General features: G+C 40.5%; 17 protein-coding genes. 7 read left to right on the plus strand and 10 right to left on the minus strand.

The window, feature by feature from the left end:
- Position 1 precedes the first annotated feature (1 nt).
- Positions 2-694 carry a uracil-DNA glycosylase gene (ung, locus tag F3G66_RS08455; protein WP_149707808.1) on the minus strand — a complete coding sequence of 231 codons (693 nt, stop codon included), beginning with the start codon at positions 692-694 and terminating at the stop codon, positions 2-4.
- Positions 695-758: 64 nt separating this feature from the next.
- Between ung and F3G66_RS08460 the strand changes: the two genes are divergently transcribed.
- From F3G66_RS08460 to infC, 3 genes are all read left to right on the plus strand, one after another.
- Complete coding sequence (locus F3G66_RS08460) at positions 759-1,325, plus strand: YbaK/EbsC family protein (RefSeq protein WP_149707809.1); 567 nt, start codon at positions 759-761, stop codon at positions 1,323-1,325.
- Positions 1,326-1,675: 350 nt separating this feature from the next.
- Positions 1,676-3,496, plus strand: coding sequence for a threonine--tRNA ligase (gene thrS / locus F3G66_RS08465; RefSeq protein ID WP_149707810.1), 1,821 nt, complete (start codon positions 1,676-1,678; stop codon positions 3,494-3,496).
- Positions 3,493-4,011, plus strand: a complete 519-nt coding sequence (infC, locus tag F3G66_RS08470) for a translation initiation factor IF-3 (protein WP_149707811.1) — start codon at positions 3,493-3,495, stop codon at positions 4,009-4,011. The genes thrS and infC overlap by 4 nt, the downstream gene beginning before the upstream one ends.
- Before the next feature lie 640 nt (positions 4,012-4,651).
- Here the strand turns inward: infC and F3G66_RS08475 are convergent.
- The 3 genes from F3G66_RS08475 to F3G66_RS08485 all read right to left on the minus strand — a co-directional run bounded on the left by F3G66_RS08475 (position 4,652) and on the right by F3G66_RS08485 (position 7,437).
- Positions 4,652-4,870, minus strand: a complete 219-nt coding sequence (locus F3G66_RS08475) for a hypothetical protein (RefSeq protein ID WP_149707812.1) — start codon at positions 4,868-4,870, stop codon at positions 4,652-4,654.
- A 425-nt stretch (positions 4,871-5,295) separates the two neighbouring features.
- A complete protein-coding gene (gene gdhA, locus F3G66_RS08480) occupies positions 5,296-6,654 on the minus strand; it encodes an NADP-specific glutamate dehydrogenase (RefSeq protein ID WP_149707813.1) in 1,359 nt (452 codons plus the stop codon).
- Positions 6,655-6,852: 198 nt separating this feature from the next.
- Positions 6,853-7,437: an SMI1/KNR4 family protein gene (locus F3G66_RS08485; protein WP_149707814.1), complete on the minus strand. Its 585-nt coding sequence runs from the start codon at positions 7,435-7,437 to the stop codon at positions 6,853-6,855.
- Between the two features lie 270 nt (positions 7,438-7,707).
- Here F3G66_RS08485 and F3G66_RS09670 point away from each other — a divergent pair, with 270 nt between their 5' ends.
- Complete coding sequence (locus F3G66_RS09670; protein WP_223154256.1) at positions 7,708-7,962, plus strand: hypothetical protein; 255 nt, start codon at positions 7,708-7,710, stop codon at positions 7,960-7,962.
- A complete protein-coding gene (locus F3G66_RS09675) occupies positions 7,959-8,201 on the plus strand; it encodes a hypothetical protein (protein WP_223154257.1) in 243 nt (80 codons plus the stop codon). Before F3G66_RS09670 ends, F3G66_RS09675 begins: the two co-directional genes overlap by 4 nt.
- Before the next feature lie 40 nt (positions 8,202-8,241).
- Here the strand turns inward: F3G66_RS09675 and F3G66_RS08495 are convergent, their stop codons facing one another.
- The 6 genes from F3G66_RS08495 to glmM all read right to left on the minus strand — a co-directional run bounded on the left by F3G66_RS08495 (position 8,242) and on the right by glmM (position 12,934).
- Positions 8,242-9,681 carry an acetyl-CoA carboxylase subunit A gene (locus tag F3G66_RS08495; protein WP_054195976.1) on the minus strand — a complete coding sequence of 480 codons (1,440 nt, stop codon included), beginning with the start codon at positions 9,679-9,681 and terminating at the stop codon, positions 8,242-8,244.
- A 116-nt stretch (positions 9,682-9,797) separates the two neighbouring features.
- A complete protein-coding gene (locus F3G66_RS08500) occupies positions 9,798-10,343 on the minus strand; it encodes a hypothetical protein (protein ID WP_149707815.1) in 546 nt (181 codons plus the stop codon).
- Positions 10,344-10,352: 9 nt separating this feature from the next.
- Complete coding sequence (locus F3G66_RS08505; RefSeq protein WP_054195978.1) at positions 10,353-10,787, minus strand: CopD family protein; 435 nt, start codon at positions 10,785-10,787, stop codon at positions 10,353-10,355.
- A 9-nt stretch (positions 10,788-10,796) separates the two neighbouring features.
- The gene (locus F3G66_RS08510) at positions 10,797-11,159 is read right to left on the minus strand and encodes an NINE protein (protein ID WP_149707816.1); all 363 of its coding nucleotides are present in this window, start codon (positions 11,157-11,159) and stop codon (positions 10,797-10,799) included.
- The gene (lspA, locus tag F3G66_RS08515) at positions 11,149-11,601 is read right to left on the minus strand and encodes a signal peptidase II (protein WP_149707817.1); all 453 of its coding nucleotides are present in this window, start codon (positions 11,599-11,601) and stop codon (positions 11,149-11,151) included. Before lspA ends, F3G66_RS08510 begins: the two co-directional genes overlap by 11 nt.
- Positions 11,594-12,934: a phosphoglucosamine mutase gene (glmM, locus tag F3G66_RS08520; RefSeq protein ID WP_149707818.1), complete on the minus strand. Its 1,341-nt coding sequence runs from the start codon at positions 12,932-12,934 to the stop codon at positions 11,594-11,596. Before glmM ends, lspA begins: the two co-directional genes overlap by 8 nt.
- A gap of 158 nt (positions 12,935-13,092) precedes the next feature.
- On the opposite strand from glmM, the gene rpsT reads away from it, so the two are divergent.
- The gene (gene rpsT, locus F3G66_RS08525) at positions 13,093-13,362 is read left to right on the plus strand and encodes a 30S ribosomal protein S20 (RefSeq protein WP_004317319.1); all 270 of its coding nucleotides are present in this window, start codon (positions 13,093-13,095) and stop codon (positions 13,360-13,362) included.
- A 13-nt stretch (positions 13,363-13,375) separates the two neighbouring features.
- Positions 13,376-14,443 (plus strand): peptide chain release factor 1, encoded by a 1,068-nt coding sequence (prfA, locus tag F3G66_RS08530; protein ID WP_149707819.1) that lies wholly within the window; start codon positions 13,376-13,378, stop codon positions 14,441-14,443.
- The last annotated feature ends 100 nt before the right edge of the window (positions 14,444-14,543 follow it).

Below are 14,543 nucleotides of genomic sequence, written 5' to 3' on the forward strand. Positions count from 1 at the left end.
ATCAAATTTTTACGTTTAGATCCCAGTCTATTGGCGTTTTGCCGTGGTTTGCTAGATAGATATTTGCCTTTGAAAAGTGCCTGCAGCCAAAAAACGCGCCACGAGCCAGTGGGCTTGGATGTGCTGCCTCTAAGATGAGGTGCTTGCTGGCGTCAATGAGCGGTGCTTTGGCTCTAGCTGGATTGCCCCAAAGCATGAAAACTATGTTTTGTAAATTTTGGCTAACTTTTTTTATTACAGCGTCAGTAAAGCCTTGCCAGCCAAAGCTTGCGTGAGAATTTGCCACTCCAGCGCTGACGCTTAAAGTCGAGTTTAGTAGTAGCACGCCTTGCTTTGCCCACTTTGTGAGATCGCCGCTATTTGGCTCTTTTATACCAAGATCGGAATAAATTTCTTTATAAATATTCACAAGACTTGGCGGGACTCTCACGCCACTAGGTACTGAAAAGCTTAATCCCATGGCTTGATTTGCGCCGTGATATGGGTCTTGTCCAAGGATAACCACCTTGACATCGTGAAATGGCGTTAGGTTAAATGCATTAAATATAAGCGCACTTGGTGGATAGACGATGTCAGTGCTCTTTGCTTTTAAGAAATTTTCTTTGATACGCGCGAAATTTTCACTCAAAAACTCATCTTTTAGCACCTCTTTCCAGCTTAGCTCGATCTTTATATCATCTAAATTTATCTGCATTTTCCTGCCTTTTGTAAGTTTTAGCGGTATAATTTTAACTAAAATTTATCCAAAGGAAAGAGCTGTGTCTGAGCAAATTTTTAATAAGATCTATGAGCTTCTTAGCAAAAATGAAGCCAAATTTAAAGTTCTAAATCATGAGAGTGCGACCACTTCAGAAGAGGTGGCAAAACTTAGGGGAACAAAGATGAGCCAAGGTGCAAAGGCTCTAGTTTGCTCTATAAAAGGGGTAGATGAGGAGAAATTTAGGAAAATTTTTAAAGATGAAAATGTGCTAAATGATTATTTGCTAAGTGATGAAAAGCCAGCGATGAAGGCTGGTAAAGCTTATATTTTGGCTATTTTGCCAGCCGATATGCAAGCAAATCTTGATAGCTTGACACAAAAAATTGACGGCAAAAGGGCAAGCCTAGCTAGTCCAGATGAAGTTTTGGCATTGACAGATTGTGTTTTTGGTTCAGTGCCACCATTTAGCTTTCATAAAAATTTACACATCGTGGTTGATGAAAGGTTGCTACAAAGAAACGATGAGATCGCATTTAACGCGGGGCTACTTGATAGATCGATCATTTTAAATACAAAAGATTATACAAAGATAGTGCAACCAACGCTAATAAATTTTGCAGAATAAAAAAGTGCTAGGCTAACCACTTCCTAGCACTAAATATTGTCGGGAGAAAAATGAATTTAAATAATGCAAAGACGAGAAATTGCTAAATTCATTTCAAGAACAAATATTATCAGGCATAATCTTAAAATATAATAAATTATATAAATAAAAAGCTTTAAATTTAGGGATTTACACATTTAAATATAAATATATATATTTTATAAATAAATTTATAGATCAAAGCTTGCGGATTTAAAAAGAATTTATAAAAATTTGCTTAGTAAATATTAAGTTTAGCTTAAAGCCCATTTAGATAAAATCCTTAATCGTTCTTTTATCGTAAAAAAGACAATTTGATATAAGGAAAAACAATGAGCGATATCATCGCATACAAGCTAAATGGCGAAATAGTCGATACTCAAAGTATCGCAGGGCGTGAGAGTAGTGCTGAGCCTATCTATTTTGACAACTCAAAAGAGGCACTACACGTTATCAGACACTCCTGTGCACACCTCATGGCACAAGCTATCAAGTCACTCTATCCAAAGGCGAAATTCTTTGTCGGACCAAACGTAGAAGATGGATTTTATTATGATTTTAGAGTTGATGATGAGGGCACGAAGCTAGGCGAGAGCGATCTAGCAGCGATCGAAGAAAAAATGAAAGAGCTTGCTGAGAAGAAATTTGACATAGTCAAAACCTGCTCAACTAAAGCTAATATGAGCGATAAATTTAAAGATGACGACCTAAAACAAGAGGTCTTAAAAAGAATTCCAGATGGTGAAGTTAGCAGCTACTCACAAGGTGATTTTGAGGATCTTTGCCGCGGACCACACGTACCAAATACCAAATTTTTAAAATTTTTCAAACTAACACGCGTGGCTGGCGCATATCTTGGCGGCGATGAGAACCGTGAGATGCTAACTAGAATTTACGGCACAGCTTATGCAGATAAAGAGAGCCTAAAAGAGCATATCCGCATCATCGAAGAGGCCAAAAAACGTGACCATAGAAAGCTTGGTACCGAGATGAAACTATTTACTTTTGATGAAGAAGTGGGTGGTGGCTTGCCGATCTGGCTACCAAATGGTGGACGCTTGCGCTCGAAGTTAGAGCAAATTTTATACAAAGCCCACCGCGACCGCGGCTATGAGCCAGTGCGTGGGCCAGAGCTTTTAAAGGCTGATGTGTGGAGAAGAAGCGGCCACTACGCAAACTATAAAGAAAATATGTACTTTACAACTATCGATGAGACAGAGTATGGCATCAAGCCGATGAACTGCGTTGGTCACATCAAAGTCTATCAAAGTGACATCCGCTCTTACCGCGACTTGCCGCTTAAATTTTTCGAATACGGCGTCGTGCACCGCCATGAAAAAAGTGGCGTTTTACACGGGCTTTTCAGGGTGCGCGAATTTGCACAAGATGACTCGCACATCTTTTGTATGCCAAGCCAAATCAAAGAAAATATCTTAGAAATTTTAAAATTTGCTGGCAAAATAATGGAAAATTTCGGCTTTCATTACGAGATGGAGATTTCGACCAAGCCTGCAAAAGCGATCGGCGGGGACGAAATTTGGGAAACGGCGACCAAAGCGCTAAAAGAAGCGCTTGACGAAAACGGCTTTAAATACGGAATCGACGAGGGCGGCGGCGCATTTTACGGTCCAAAAATCGACATTAAGATCACTGATGCGCTTAAGAGAAAGTGGCAGTGCGGCACGATACAAGTTGATTTTAACTTGCCAGAGCGCTTTGATCTAGGCTACATCGACGCAAATAACGAAAGACAACGCCCTGTAATGCTTCACAGAGCCTTGCTTGGTAGTTTTGAGAGATTTATAGGAATTTTACTTGAGCACACTGCTGGTGAGCTACCATTTTTCATAGCTCCTACGCAGGTTGTCATCGTGCCTATTAGCGACGCGCATTTAGAGTATGCAAAAGAAATTTCACGCGAGCTAAGAAAGATCAACGTCGATAGCGAGATCGCAAGTAAAAATGAGAGTTTAAATAAAAGAATAAGAACGGCTGAAAAACAAAGGGTGCCTATGATAGTTGTGCTAGGTGACAACGAAGTAGCGAACAAGAGCGTTGCGCTACGCGACAGACAGGCTAGGACGCAGAGCGATATGAGCTTGGCGGAATTTATAAATTTAACAAAGGAGAAACTTAGTGAGGTACATTTTTGAGTAAGGAAAATGAAGTATTGCTCAATGAGGACATAAGGGCGAGAGAGGTAAGATGTGTAGGGGATGATGGCACAGCATACGGTGTCATCTCAAGAGAAGAGGCTTTAGAGATCTCAAATAAGCTTGGGCTTGATCTAGTGCTTATAGCGCCAGACGCGAAGCCGCCAGTTTGCAAGATAATGGACTATGGTAAATTCCGCTATCAGCAAGAGAAAAAGCAAAAAGAGGCTAAGAAAAAGCAAAAAACCATCGAGATAAAAGAGATAAAACTCTCTGTCAAGATCGCCCAAAACGATATAAACTACAAGGTTAAACACGCAAGCGAGTTTTTGCAAGATGGCAAACACGTTAAATTTCGTGTATTTTTAAAGGGTCGCGAGATGAGCACCCCAGAGGCTGGCGTATCCATGCTTGAGAAGGTCTGGGAGATGATCAAGGATGAGGCTGACCGCGACAAAGAGCCTATAATAGAAGGTCGTTATGTAAATATGCTTGTAACTCCAAAAAAGGGTTAAATTTTCACAAAGAGCAGGCTAGGGCTTGCTCTTTTTCATTAAATTTTTAATACAAAAACTTATAAAAATTATTTTCCAAAAATCCTATCATTTTTATATGTGTTAAATTTACGCAAAGGCGTTTGCAGGGTTGATATACCTTATGGTTAAATTTGATAGGCAAAATTTGGATGTGGCTTAAATTTAGTAAATTTTGGTCTTTACTTGCTGGAATTTACCCACTTTGTTATCGCTCGCATGGGTGTTGTGCTGAGAATAATCTAGGCAAATCGACTCTATTGCGAGCTTACAAATTTTTAGTGCTTACGTGAGTGTTTTTAAGCTAAATTTTGCCTAATATCTAGCTAAATTTTGTAATGGGATATCGCTTTAATAATACTTTTTTTACAAAAAGCTTTGACTACTCTTGGTTTTATGTGGCGACCAAATTTGACGATAAATTTGCTTGTTCGTGGATTAAATGTAGCAAATTTTAATTTTTGCTTACTAGAATTTGCTTCATCCTTTTTCTGCCAACCATTACATTGGCACTTTGCTTAAATTCGACTAGGCAAGAGCTCGCCTGAAAGAGTAAATTTGATAACTTCTTTCGAGTTGTAAATTCATGATGCCTGCGCGAGTGTTATAAGCTAAATTTCGCCTAGTAGCTGTATAAATTTGCTAAAAAATTCGCTTGTTTGTAGTTTAAATTTATAAAAGAGAATTTTAGGCTGGGTGAGCATAAATTTACTAAAATTTTATAAGCCATTTCTTGGCAAAAATCAAATGCCCTATAATCTGCTTGGATAAAATTTAGCGTTTGCCCGTTCTCTGTCAGGACTTCTTCATTTTGCCTTGCTATATCGATGCCAACTAACACTATAAAAATTTCTCGCTCGCAACGCGCCCGCTACAAATTTCTTCATCTTTAAACAGCCACACATAAACATACCACTCGTGTAATCAAGCAAAAAGCATCCATGGCAAAAACTTTCAAATTTGTTGCACAAACCTCGCCACTCCACCATTTGCCACCACGCCAGCTTTTTTGACAAAATTTCTATTAAATGCTCTAAAAATAGTGATCTGCTCGCCACCTTAGTGTAAATACTTTAAATTTAGGCGAGCTTCAAATCCACATATATACGATGCTTCAATCCAGCATAAATTTTAATAGTTTGTCAGTAAAATTTGCCATACAAAAGGCAAACTCTCTTTTAGCTAAAAGCCCAAACTTATTTCATATTGATTTACGTCCAAATTTAGCTTGGACGCAAATTTATAGAGCAAGAGCTAAAATCAGCCCTACACGTATCCCTGATCTATCATCGCATCGGCCACTTTTCTAAAGCCAGCAATATTTGAGCCAAGCACCAAGTTGCCCTCATTGCCAAACTCTTTACTCGTTTCGTAGCTTAGCTCAAAGATGTGGTTCATGATGCCATGAAGTCTGCGATCGACCTCCTCGAAGCTCCACGCGGTCATGCCGGCGTTTTGCATCATCTCAAGGCCGCTTGTGCCCACGCCGCCCGCGTTTGCCGCCTTTGCCGGAGCGAAGTAAAAATCCTTTTGCGCTAGCATAAAATTTATCGCATCAAGCGTGCTTGGCATATTTGCGCCCTCAGCCACGAAGCGGCAGCCGTTAGCGTAGAGCGTCTTGATGTCGGCTAGGTGAAGTTCGTTTTGCGTCGCGCACGGAAACGCCCCGTCGCACGGCACGTCCCACACGCCGTTTCTGCCCTCTTTGTACTCGCCCACGCTTACGTATTTTGCGTTCGGTCTAAATTTAACGTATTCGCTAAGGCGCGCGCGTTTGACCTCTTTTAGCTCTTTAAGCACCGCTAGATCGATGCCCTCGGCGTCGTAAACGTATCCGTTTGAATCAGAAACCGTGATAGGCAGCGCGCCTACTTGATAGAGCTTTTCTACCGTGTATATGGCGACGTTTCCGCTACCGCTTATGCTGCATTTTTTGCCTTCTAGCCCAAGCCCAGCTTTTTGCAGCATATTTTGCGTAAAATAGACTAACCCGTATCCAGTCGCTTCCGTACGCGCTAGGCTGCCGCCCCAGTTTAGCCCCTTGCCCGTTAGTATCCCGTCAAACCTGCCCGTGAGTTTTTTATACTGCCCAAACATATAGCCGATCTCGCGCGCGCCCACGCCGATGTCGCCTGCGGGCACGTCCACGGTGTTGCCGATGTGGCGGTATAGCTCGCTCATAAACGCTTGGCAAAAGCGCATTATCTCGCCCTCGCTCTTGCCTTTTGGATCAAAGGTGCTGCCACCTTTTGCGCCGCCGATATTTACGCCCGTAAGCGAGTTTTTAAAAATTTGCTCAAATCCAAGAAATTTTAGCACGCCAAGATCCACGCTAGGATGCAGTCTGATACCGCCTTTATAGGGGCCCACGGCTGAGTTAAACTGCACGCGGTAGCCGTTATTTACCTGCGGTCTGCCGTCGTCGCCCGTGTATGTGACGCGAAATATCACCGTGCGCTCAGGGATGACGATGCGCTCTAGGATCGCGTGTTTTTGGTACTTGCTCTCTCTTTTTATAAGCGGCTCGAGGCTATTTAAAACCTCGGTCGCAGCCTGGACAAAGACGCCTTGACCCGGATTGGTCTTTTTTATCCACTCCATCGTTTTTTCGATGTACTCGCTCATTTTGGCTCCTATTCGTCAAATTTTCGTAGTTGAATATTAACTCTCCTAGAAAAAATTTTTATTTAAATTTATTTTTATATTTTTATTTTAGGCAATGAGCGTTACATATCGAAACTAAATTTATAAAAAGTGGTTTTTGTTTCGATCGCTGGGATAAATTTATAAAATAGAATTTAGGCTGAGTGGAGCCTAAATTTACTAAATTTGCGCCATCTCTTGCCAAAAAGGAAGTGCTTTTTCGTCTGCTTTAACAAATTTTAGGATTTGCTCGGCTAATGGCATAGCTTCATCATTTAGCCTTGCTATATCGATGCTAGCAAGCGCTATAAAAAATTTTTCAAAGTCACTCGCAACGCGCCTGCTGCAAAGCTTTTTATCTCCAAGTAGCCACGCATGAATTGCACCACTCGTACAATCAAGCAAAAATATCCAAGGATCTCCCACGGCAAAGACTATCAAATTTAAAGGGCGAGCCTCGCCACTCCACCATTTGCCACCAAACTCATCTACGCTATTTAGTCGTACTATATCGCTTGCATAGTCACCTTTGGAGCCAAATTTGACATTGCAAATTTCAAAATTTCCAAGGTCAAATTTGCTTAAAAGCTTTGTAAATTTAGCTGGGAAATTTACGCCAAGAGCTTCTTGTACGTTTTTAAGTGCTTGTGTGGTAGCTTTAATGTCATTTTGAAGCAAGAGTCTCATGCCAGTCATACCCTCTTGCTCTAGTGGCAAAAAAATTTGATCTAACTTTTGAGTGATTTCATCTAGCTTTAAAAACATATCAGTCCTTTAATCTGCTAAATTTTGGCAAATTTTATCAAATTTATTTCAGCGCGCTTTTAAATTTGATCCATTTGTCGCCAAATTTAGACCATGATCTTCATAAATTTAAGAAGCTGGCAGAGATAACTAAGAAAACTAGCAATCACTAAATGTGAGATGTTATAAAGGATTAATGATGAGGTAAATTGGCTTGGTAAAGCCGCGTAGCTCATAAAAGAGATTTATGACGATACTAAAACATACGAACTTGAGCGCTTTTGCGTACGAATGAGCTCGCCACTTATAGTGGAGTGTAAAGAAATTTTAAGCGGCGCAGTATTCAAAAGTGCGGCAAAAGATGAAAATTTAAATGAGAGTGTGCCACCTAAAGAGCAGGGCGCAAGGATAGGCAAAACTATCTGGCGGCTAAAGCTTTGCACATATCTCTACACGCCAGTTTACCTGAGTGAGGGGTGCTTTACTTTGGCACCGCTAGCAATGGCGGACATCTCTATGCCGTTGAGGCGAAAAGTGGCGAGGTGATATTTAAATTTAAAACAAGTGGCACGGAGCATTTTGTTTGGGCCGAGGGTCAAATTTTGCTCGCAAACCGCAAAAATAAGCCAGTTTTGATAAGCGCTAAAGATGGCTTGCTATTAAAAGAGATAGAGTTTGAGAAATTTAGACTTAGCACAGATCAGATCATACTAGTAAGCGGTGGCAAGCTCTACGCTATGGCAAATGATAAAGCCAAGACGCATACAGTTTGCGCGAGGATTTAGCCTTGGCGAAATTTATCGCCAAAGCCGCAATGAGATAAATTCATCTCTTCTTTTTATATCTTTTTATCGCCTCTACGATGACCTCTTCTAGGTCGTCGTTTGGCTCTTTATTCATATCGTCATAGGTGTTTTCAAGGATAGTTTTTAAGTTTTTCTCAACGTAGCTAGTATCGAAAAATCCTCTTCTAAACTCCTTGCTTTTGCTGATCGTTAGCAAAAATGGGATGATCGTTCGCACGCCTTCGATGGTAAATTCTTCAAGTGCTCTTTCAAGCTTATTTACCGCTAGGTCATAATCAGTCGCCTTTACGATCAACTTTGCGATAAGTGAGTCGTAAAATGGCGGTATGGTGTAGTCTTTATAGACGTGGCTATCGACGCGCACAGATGGGCCAAGGGCTGGGTAGTAGCCCTCGATCGTACCTGGTGCTGGGATGAAATTCTCCCAGACATTCTCAGCCGTGATCCTTGCTTCTATCGCGTAGCCTCGTGGCTTGATGTCGCTTTGTTCGATCTCTAAAATTTCACCAGCAGCGATCCTTATTTGCCTAACGACAAGATCATGTCCTGTGATCTCTTCAGTGATGCCATGCTCCACTTGAATACGGGTATTCATCTCCATGAAGTAAAAGTTATTGTAGTCATCTAGCAAAAACTCGATCGTTCCTACGTTTGAATAGCCAACAGCCTTTGCAGCGGCCACCGCGGTTACGCCCATTATCTTTCTTAAATTTTCGCTGATCGATGGGCATGGTGCGATCTCGATGATCTTTTGGTGGCGCCTTTGGATAGAGCAGTCACGCTCGCAAAGGTGGATGATGTTGCCGTAGTTATCGCCTAAAATTTGAAACTCGATGTGACGAGGATTTACGACAAGCTTCTCCATAAAAACTTCATCGTTGTTAAAGTAGGTCTTTGCCTCTCTGGTGCACGACTCAAAGGCATCTTGCATATCTTCTTCTTGCCAAACCTCTCTGATGCCACGGCCGCCTCCGCCTCCACTTGCTTTTAAGATGACTGGGTAGCCGATGCGTCTAGCGTGCTCTTTTATGGCGTCCATGCTCTCGTCATTTAGCTTTTCTGTGCCTGGAACGATTGGTATGCCGTTTCTCTTCATTAGGTATCTTGCGATATTTTTATCACCCATTTTTCTTATCACTTCAGCCTTTGGACCGATAAAGATAAGTCCAGCGTCCTCGACTGCCTTTGCAAATTCGTAGTTTTCGCTTAAAAAGCCGTATCCTGGGTGTATTGCGTCAGCTCCGCATTCTTTAGCAAGCTTTACGATAGCTTTGGCGTCAAGATAGCCCTTGATCGGATCTTCGCCCACTTGATAGGCCTCATCAGCGATCCTTACATGCAAGCATTCGCTGTCTGGTGCTGTGTAAATTCCTACGCTTTGGATGTGTAAATCCCTACAAGCTCTGACTATCCTAACTGCGATCTCACCACGATTTGCGATAAGAATTTTATGTATCATAGGCTATCCTTTTTGAGTTTTGCTTATCATATAACTATTCGTTTTATTTTTAGATAAATTTATTAAGTCTGGTTTTAAAATTTGAGTGCAAAGGCTAAATTTACACTCAAATTTTTCTATCTATTGATGATTTGTGGAAAAGGTGTGGCTAGGGCTTTTTTGCTAAAATCTTGCGACTCGATCGTGAAATTTGTAGCAAATCTTTGAATTCCCTCTTTTTTATAAGCGCGCCTTTGGATGGTAAAAAGGACTAAAATTCCGCCTTGTTTGGTGTAGCGATATATCGAGTGCTCGGCTGTTGGCACGCCATTTAGGTTTGAAAATATCGTGATATCAAGATAAATTTCATTTGCCAGTGAGCCCTTTTTATAAGCCACTTTTAGCCCTTTTGCTTTTAGCTCTTTTAGATCATTTATCTTTTGCTCGACCGCTTGCTCTGGCGTAGCGTCAAATTTAAGCGTATTTAGCGAGAGCATGTAGCTAAAACTCTCTAGCTTTTCGCCAGGGAGCAAATACTCCTGTGTGAATAAATTTGGCACAGGCTTGGCTGAATATGCCAATGAGTAGAGTCTGTTGTCAAATTTTATCTGCACCGGCTCAAAGTACTGAGTCGCTGCAAGTAAGAGTGCCGGCAAAGCGATAAATGCTAAAAATTTCTTCATCAAATTCCCTTAAAATGGATTTACTATCATGACCCAGATGATGATAAGCATAGCGATAGTTGGCACTTCGTTGTAAGCTCTAAAGAAGATGCCGCTTTTATTACAGCGTTTTTCTTTGAGCTGCTTCATGTAGCGTCCAAGGTCTAGGTGATAGATAGCCATTAAGATGACAACTAAAATTTTGACGTGGATGTGACCAGTTTTTATAAGATCAGGCATCGCGATAAGTATCAAAATGCCAGTAAAAAATGAGCCAATGAGTGCGACCCAGCCGATGTAGTGATACATCTTGTACTCCATCACCTCAACTACTTTTACAAAGTCAGGTTTGTCCATATTTTCTACGTGATAAACGTAGAGCCTTGGCTGATAAAACAGCACTGCCATCCACGAGATGAAAAACAAATAGTGGAGGTATTTTAAGTAAAGATAATATTCTGCCATAACGTCTCCTTATCTAAAAAGTATCTCTTTTCTAGCTTCAAATTCAGCCTTGCTGATCGCACCACTCTCAAAAAGCTCGTAAAGCCTTTTTAAGTCCTCTTCTTTATCTTTTAGTTTTAGTCTCTCTTTTAGCTCGACTTTTTGTAAATTTTTCTCGACATAAGCGCCAACTAAAAATGCATCTATGATCCACCAAACGCCCCAAATAGCCAAAAATAAGTAGCCAATGAGGATGATTTGCAAAGAGTAACCGATAAAAAATAGTCCCATCATCAAAAAGCCAGTGATAAATTTACCAAGGTAAATTCTATGCGCTCCAAGCCAGCCAGTAAGTAGCCAAAGCGCGTATGCGACGTAGATATTATTTCCCACTCTCTCTCCTTTTTCTAAAACTTTGCCAAAGTATCATCACGACGCAAAGATCGATCATCACATCGGCGAAGTTAAAGACCGCAAAGTTAAACCACTTGTGCCAAAAGACGTAATCCACGACGCCGCCATGGATAAATCTATCTGTGATATTTGAGCTACCAGCTCCTAACAAAGCTCCAAGCCAAATGGCATGCGAGCAAAGCAGTTTTTTCTCAACAACTAGATAGACAAAAACGCCTAAAATGAGGGCGATTTGGATAAATTTCAGCCACTCATCTAAAAAGGCAAACATCGAAAATGCAACGCCTTTATTATATGTAAGAACTAGTGAGAAAAACTCGCCGTCCCACGAAAAACCATCTATAAATATCATCTTTATCGCTTGATCAACGATAAAAATGGCAAAAAACGCGATAAAAAATTTAACCAAGCTTTTACGCATTTAGGGCTTTTATGAAAAATTTCTCAACTTCATCCATGCGTTTTTCAACTAAAGTTTGATTTTTGCCCTCAAGTAAAAGTCTGATCAAATTTTCAGTGCCAGAGTATCTAAAGAGCGATCTTATTCCCTCTTTTGCAAGGCTAGCCTCAAGCTCTTTTAGCCCCTCTATCTTATCAAGCGGCTTTTTCTCTGTGATCTTTAAATTTAGCAAAATTTGCGGATACGGCTTTAGCTCGCCAAAAATTTCACTAGCTTTTTTGCCTTTTTTAAGCATCATCGCGACTACTTGCATCGAAGTAACAAGGCCGTCGCCAGTTTTAGCGTAGTCGTTAAATATCACGTGACCGCTTTGCTCACCGCCAAAATTTATGCCATTTTCTTTCATCATCTCAAGCACGTATTTATCGCCTACGTTTGAGCGAAGTAGCTTGATCTTGTGAGCTTTTAGATAGTCATCAAGTGCAGCGTTACTCATCACCGTAGCCACGATGGCTCCGCCTTTTAGAGCCTTTTGCTCGTGTAAAAATGCAGCTAGTGAGCCAAGTATCGCATCGCCATGCACAACTTCACCGTTTTCATCGACAACTACAAGCCTATCAGCATCGCCATCAAATGCAAAGCCGATGTCAGCACGAAGCCTTTTTACCTCGCTTGCTAGATCTTCTGGGTGAAGTGCGCCGCAGTTTTGGTTGATATTGCTACCATTTGGTTCGTCGTTTATGACGATGACATCAGCTCCAAGCTCGCTAAATACAGTTGGCGCGACCTTGTAAGCAGCTCCGTTTGCCACATCTAAAACTACTCGTAAATTCTTTAAATTTAGCTCTTTTGGGAATGAATTTTTGATCTGCACGATATATCTGCCGATAACATCGTCGATCCTCTTGTTTGCACCGATCTCTGTCATCGTTTTTTGGGCGTTTGCGATGAGCTCATCATCGTAGAAGATCTTTTCTATCTCAGCCTCTATTTTCTCATCAAGCTTGTTGCCAAAGCTATCAAAAAATTTGATGCCGTTATCGTAGTATGGGTTGTGTGAAGCACTTATCATTATACCAGCGTCACAGCGCATATTTTCTGTTAAAAATGCGATTGCAGGTGTTGGCATAGGGCCTATTTGAAGGACGTTATAGCCAACTGCAGTTAGCCCCGCAACGATGGCGGTTTCTATCATATAGCCGCTTTTTCTAGTATCTTTTCCAACCAAAATCACATTTGTCGCTGAAGTCTTTCTAAAATAAATTCCAGCCGCCATTGCAAGACGCATAGATGTTTGAGCTGAAAGCTTTTCACCAACCTTACCACGAACTCCATCCGTTCCAAATAGTTTCATAAATTTATCCTTTTTATTATAAAATTGTGCTATTTTATCAGAATTTACCTAATTTAAAATCTAAAAATTTTACTTTCATTAAGGATGACTTAAATTAAGGTTAAATTTATTATATCTTTAATATAATCACCGACTAAAATTATTTAAAAAGGTATATTATGGCAAACCATAAATCTGCTGAAAAAAGAGCTAGACAAACTATAAAAAGAACAGAAAGAAATAGATTTTACCGCACAAGACTTAAAAATATAACAAAAGCAGTGCGTGTAGCTGTAGAAGCTAAAGATCTAAATGCTGCAAATGAAGCTTTAAAAGTCGCTAACAAAAGCATCCACAGCTTCGTAAGTAGAGGCTTTTTGAAGAAACAAACTGCTGCTCGCCGTGTTAGTCGCCTTGCACAATTAGTAAATACTCTAAAAGCTGCTTAATTTATAAAATTTAATGTTTGCTGATAAACTTCATCCATTTTTGGATCGCTATAATGAAATTTCTGCGCTTCTTAGCGATCCAAGTATAGCAAACGATATCGAAAAGATGACAAAGCTCTCAAAAGAGCAATCATCTATCGAGCCAGTCGCATCTGCCTCAACAAAATATCTAGAAATTTTAAAAGACATCGACGAAAATAAAGCCCTACTTGAGGACTCTGAGCTTGGAGAACTAGCAAAAGAAGAACTTAAAAATTTAGAGATTTCAAGAGAAAAGCTTGAAGAAGAGATAAAAATTTTACTTCTTCCAAAAGATCCAAACGATGATAAAAATATATTTTTAGAAATTCGTGCAGGTACTGGTGGTGATGAGGCCGCGCTATTTGTTGGGGATCTTTTTAATGCTTACATTAGATATGCAGAGCTTCGTGGATATAAATTTGAGATCGTTAGTCAAAGCGAAGGCAATACTGGTGGCTTTAAAGAGATCATCGTACTTATAAAAGGTAAAGGTGCTTACTCGAGGCTAAAATTTGAAGGCGGCACGCATAGGGTTCAACGTGTGCCAGAGACCGAGAGCCAGGGTAGGGTGCACACTTCAGCTGTGACTGTAGCTATTATGCCAGAGGTTGAAGATAGCGAGATCGAGATCAATCCAAATGATATAAGAGTCGATGTGATGAGAAGCTCAGGTCACGGTGGTCAGTCGGTAAATACAACCGATAGTGCCGTTAGGATCACGCATATACCAACAGGACTTGTTGTAACAAACCAAGATGGTAAGAGTCAGCACAAAAACAAAGAAGCTGCGATGAAGGTGCTAAAAGCTAGACTTTATGAGCTTCAAGAGCAAGAGAGACTTGCAAAAGAGACTAGTGAGCGAAAGAGCCAAGTTGGCACTGGGGATCGTTCTGGTAGGATAAGGACATACAATTATCCGCAAAACCGCATAAGTGATCACCGTATAAATTTAACACTTTATCGCCTTGATGCGATTATGGCTGCGGGATTATTTGACGAGATCATTGAGCCACTTATCACACATTATCAAGCAGAAGCTATGCTAGAAGCTGGTATTTAAACTTTTAAATTTTTACTTCAAATTTTATAATTTATCTCTTTACCTAAAAATATTACTTTAGATTAAAATACTTTTAAATTTACCAAGCTTTAAAGCCAAA

The sequence above is a fragment of the Campylobacter concisus genome (genome assembly GCF_902460665.1).
In the GTDB taxonomy this organism is placed as follows: Bacteria; Campylobacterota; Campylobacteria; order Campylobacterales; family Campylobacteraceae; genus Campylobacter_A; species Campylobacter_A concisus_AL.

Bases quoted from the DNA above. Each gene is read 5' to 3' on its own strand.
- lspA (WP_149707817.1), bottom strand. From the start codon at position 11,601: ATGCGTAAAAGCTTGGTTAAATTTTTTATCGCGTTTTTTGCCATTTTT.
- rpsT (WP_004317319.1), top strand. From the start codon at position 13,093: ATGGCAAACCATAAATCTGCTGAAAAAAGAGCTAGACAAACTATAAAA.
- F3G66_RS08500 (WP_149707815.1), bottom strand. From the start codon at position 10,343: ATGAAGAAATTTTTAGCATTTATCGCTTTGCCGGCACTCTTACTTGCA.
- F3G66_RS09670 (WP_223154256.1), top strand. From the start codon at position 7,708: ATGAGCTCGCCACTTATAGTGGAGTGTAAAGAAATTTTAAGCGGCGCA.
- prfA (WP_149707819.1), top strand. From the start codon at position 13,376: ATGTTTGCTGATAAACTTCATCCATTTTTGGATCGCTATAATGAAATT.
- thrS (WP_149707810.1), top strand. From the start codon at position 1,676: ATGAGCGATATCATCGCATACAAGCTAAATGGCGAAATAGTCGATACT.
- gdhA (WP_149707813.1), bottom strand. From the start codon at position 6,654: ATGAGCGAGTACATCGAAAAAACGATGGAGTGGATAAAAAAGACCAAT.
- glmM (WP_149707818.1), bottom strand. From the start codon at position 12,934: ATGAAACTATTTGGAACGGATGGAGTTCGTGGTAAGGTTGGTGAAAAG.
- F3G66_RS08485 (WP_149707814.1), bottom strand. From the start codon at position 7,437: ATGTTTTTAAAGCTAGATGAAATCACTCAAAAGTTAGATCAAATTTTT.
- ung (WP_149707808.1), bottom strand. From the start codon at position 694: ATGCAGATAAATTTAGATGATATAAAGATCGAGCTAAGCTGGAAAGAG.
- F3G66_RS08495 (WP_054195976.1), bottom strand. From the start codon at position 9,681: ATGATACATAAAATTCTTATCGCAAATCGTGGTGAGATCGCAGTTAGG.
- F3G66_RS08505 (WP_054195978.1), bottom strand. From the start codon at position 10,787: ATGGCAGAATATTATCTTTACTTAAAATACCTCCACTATTTGTTTTTC.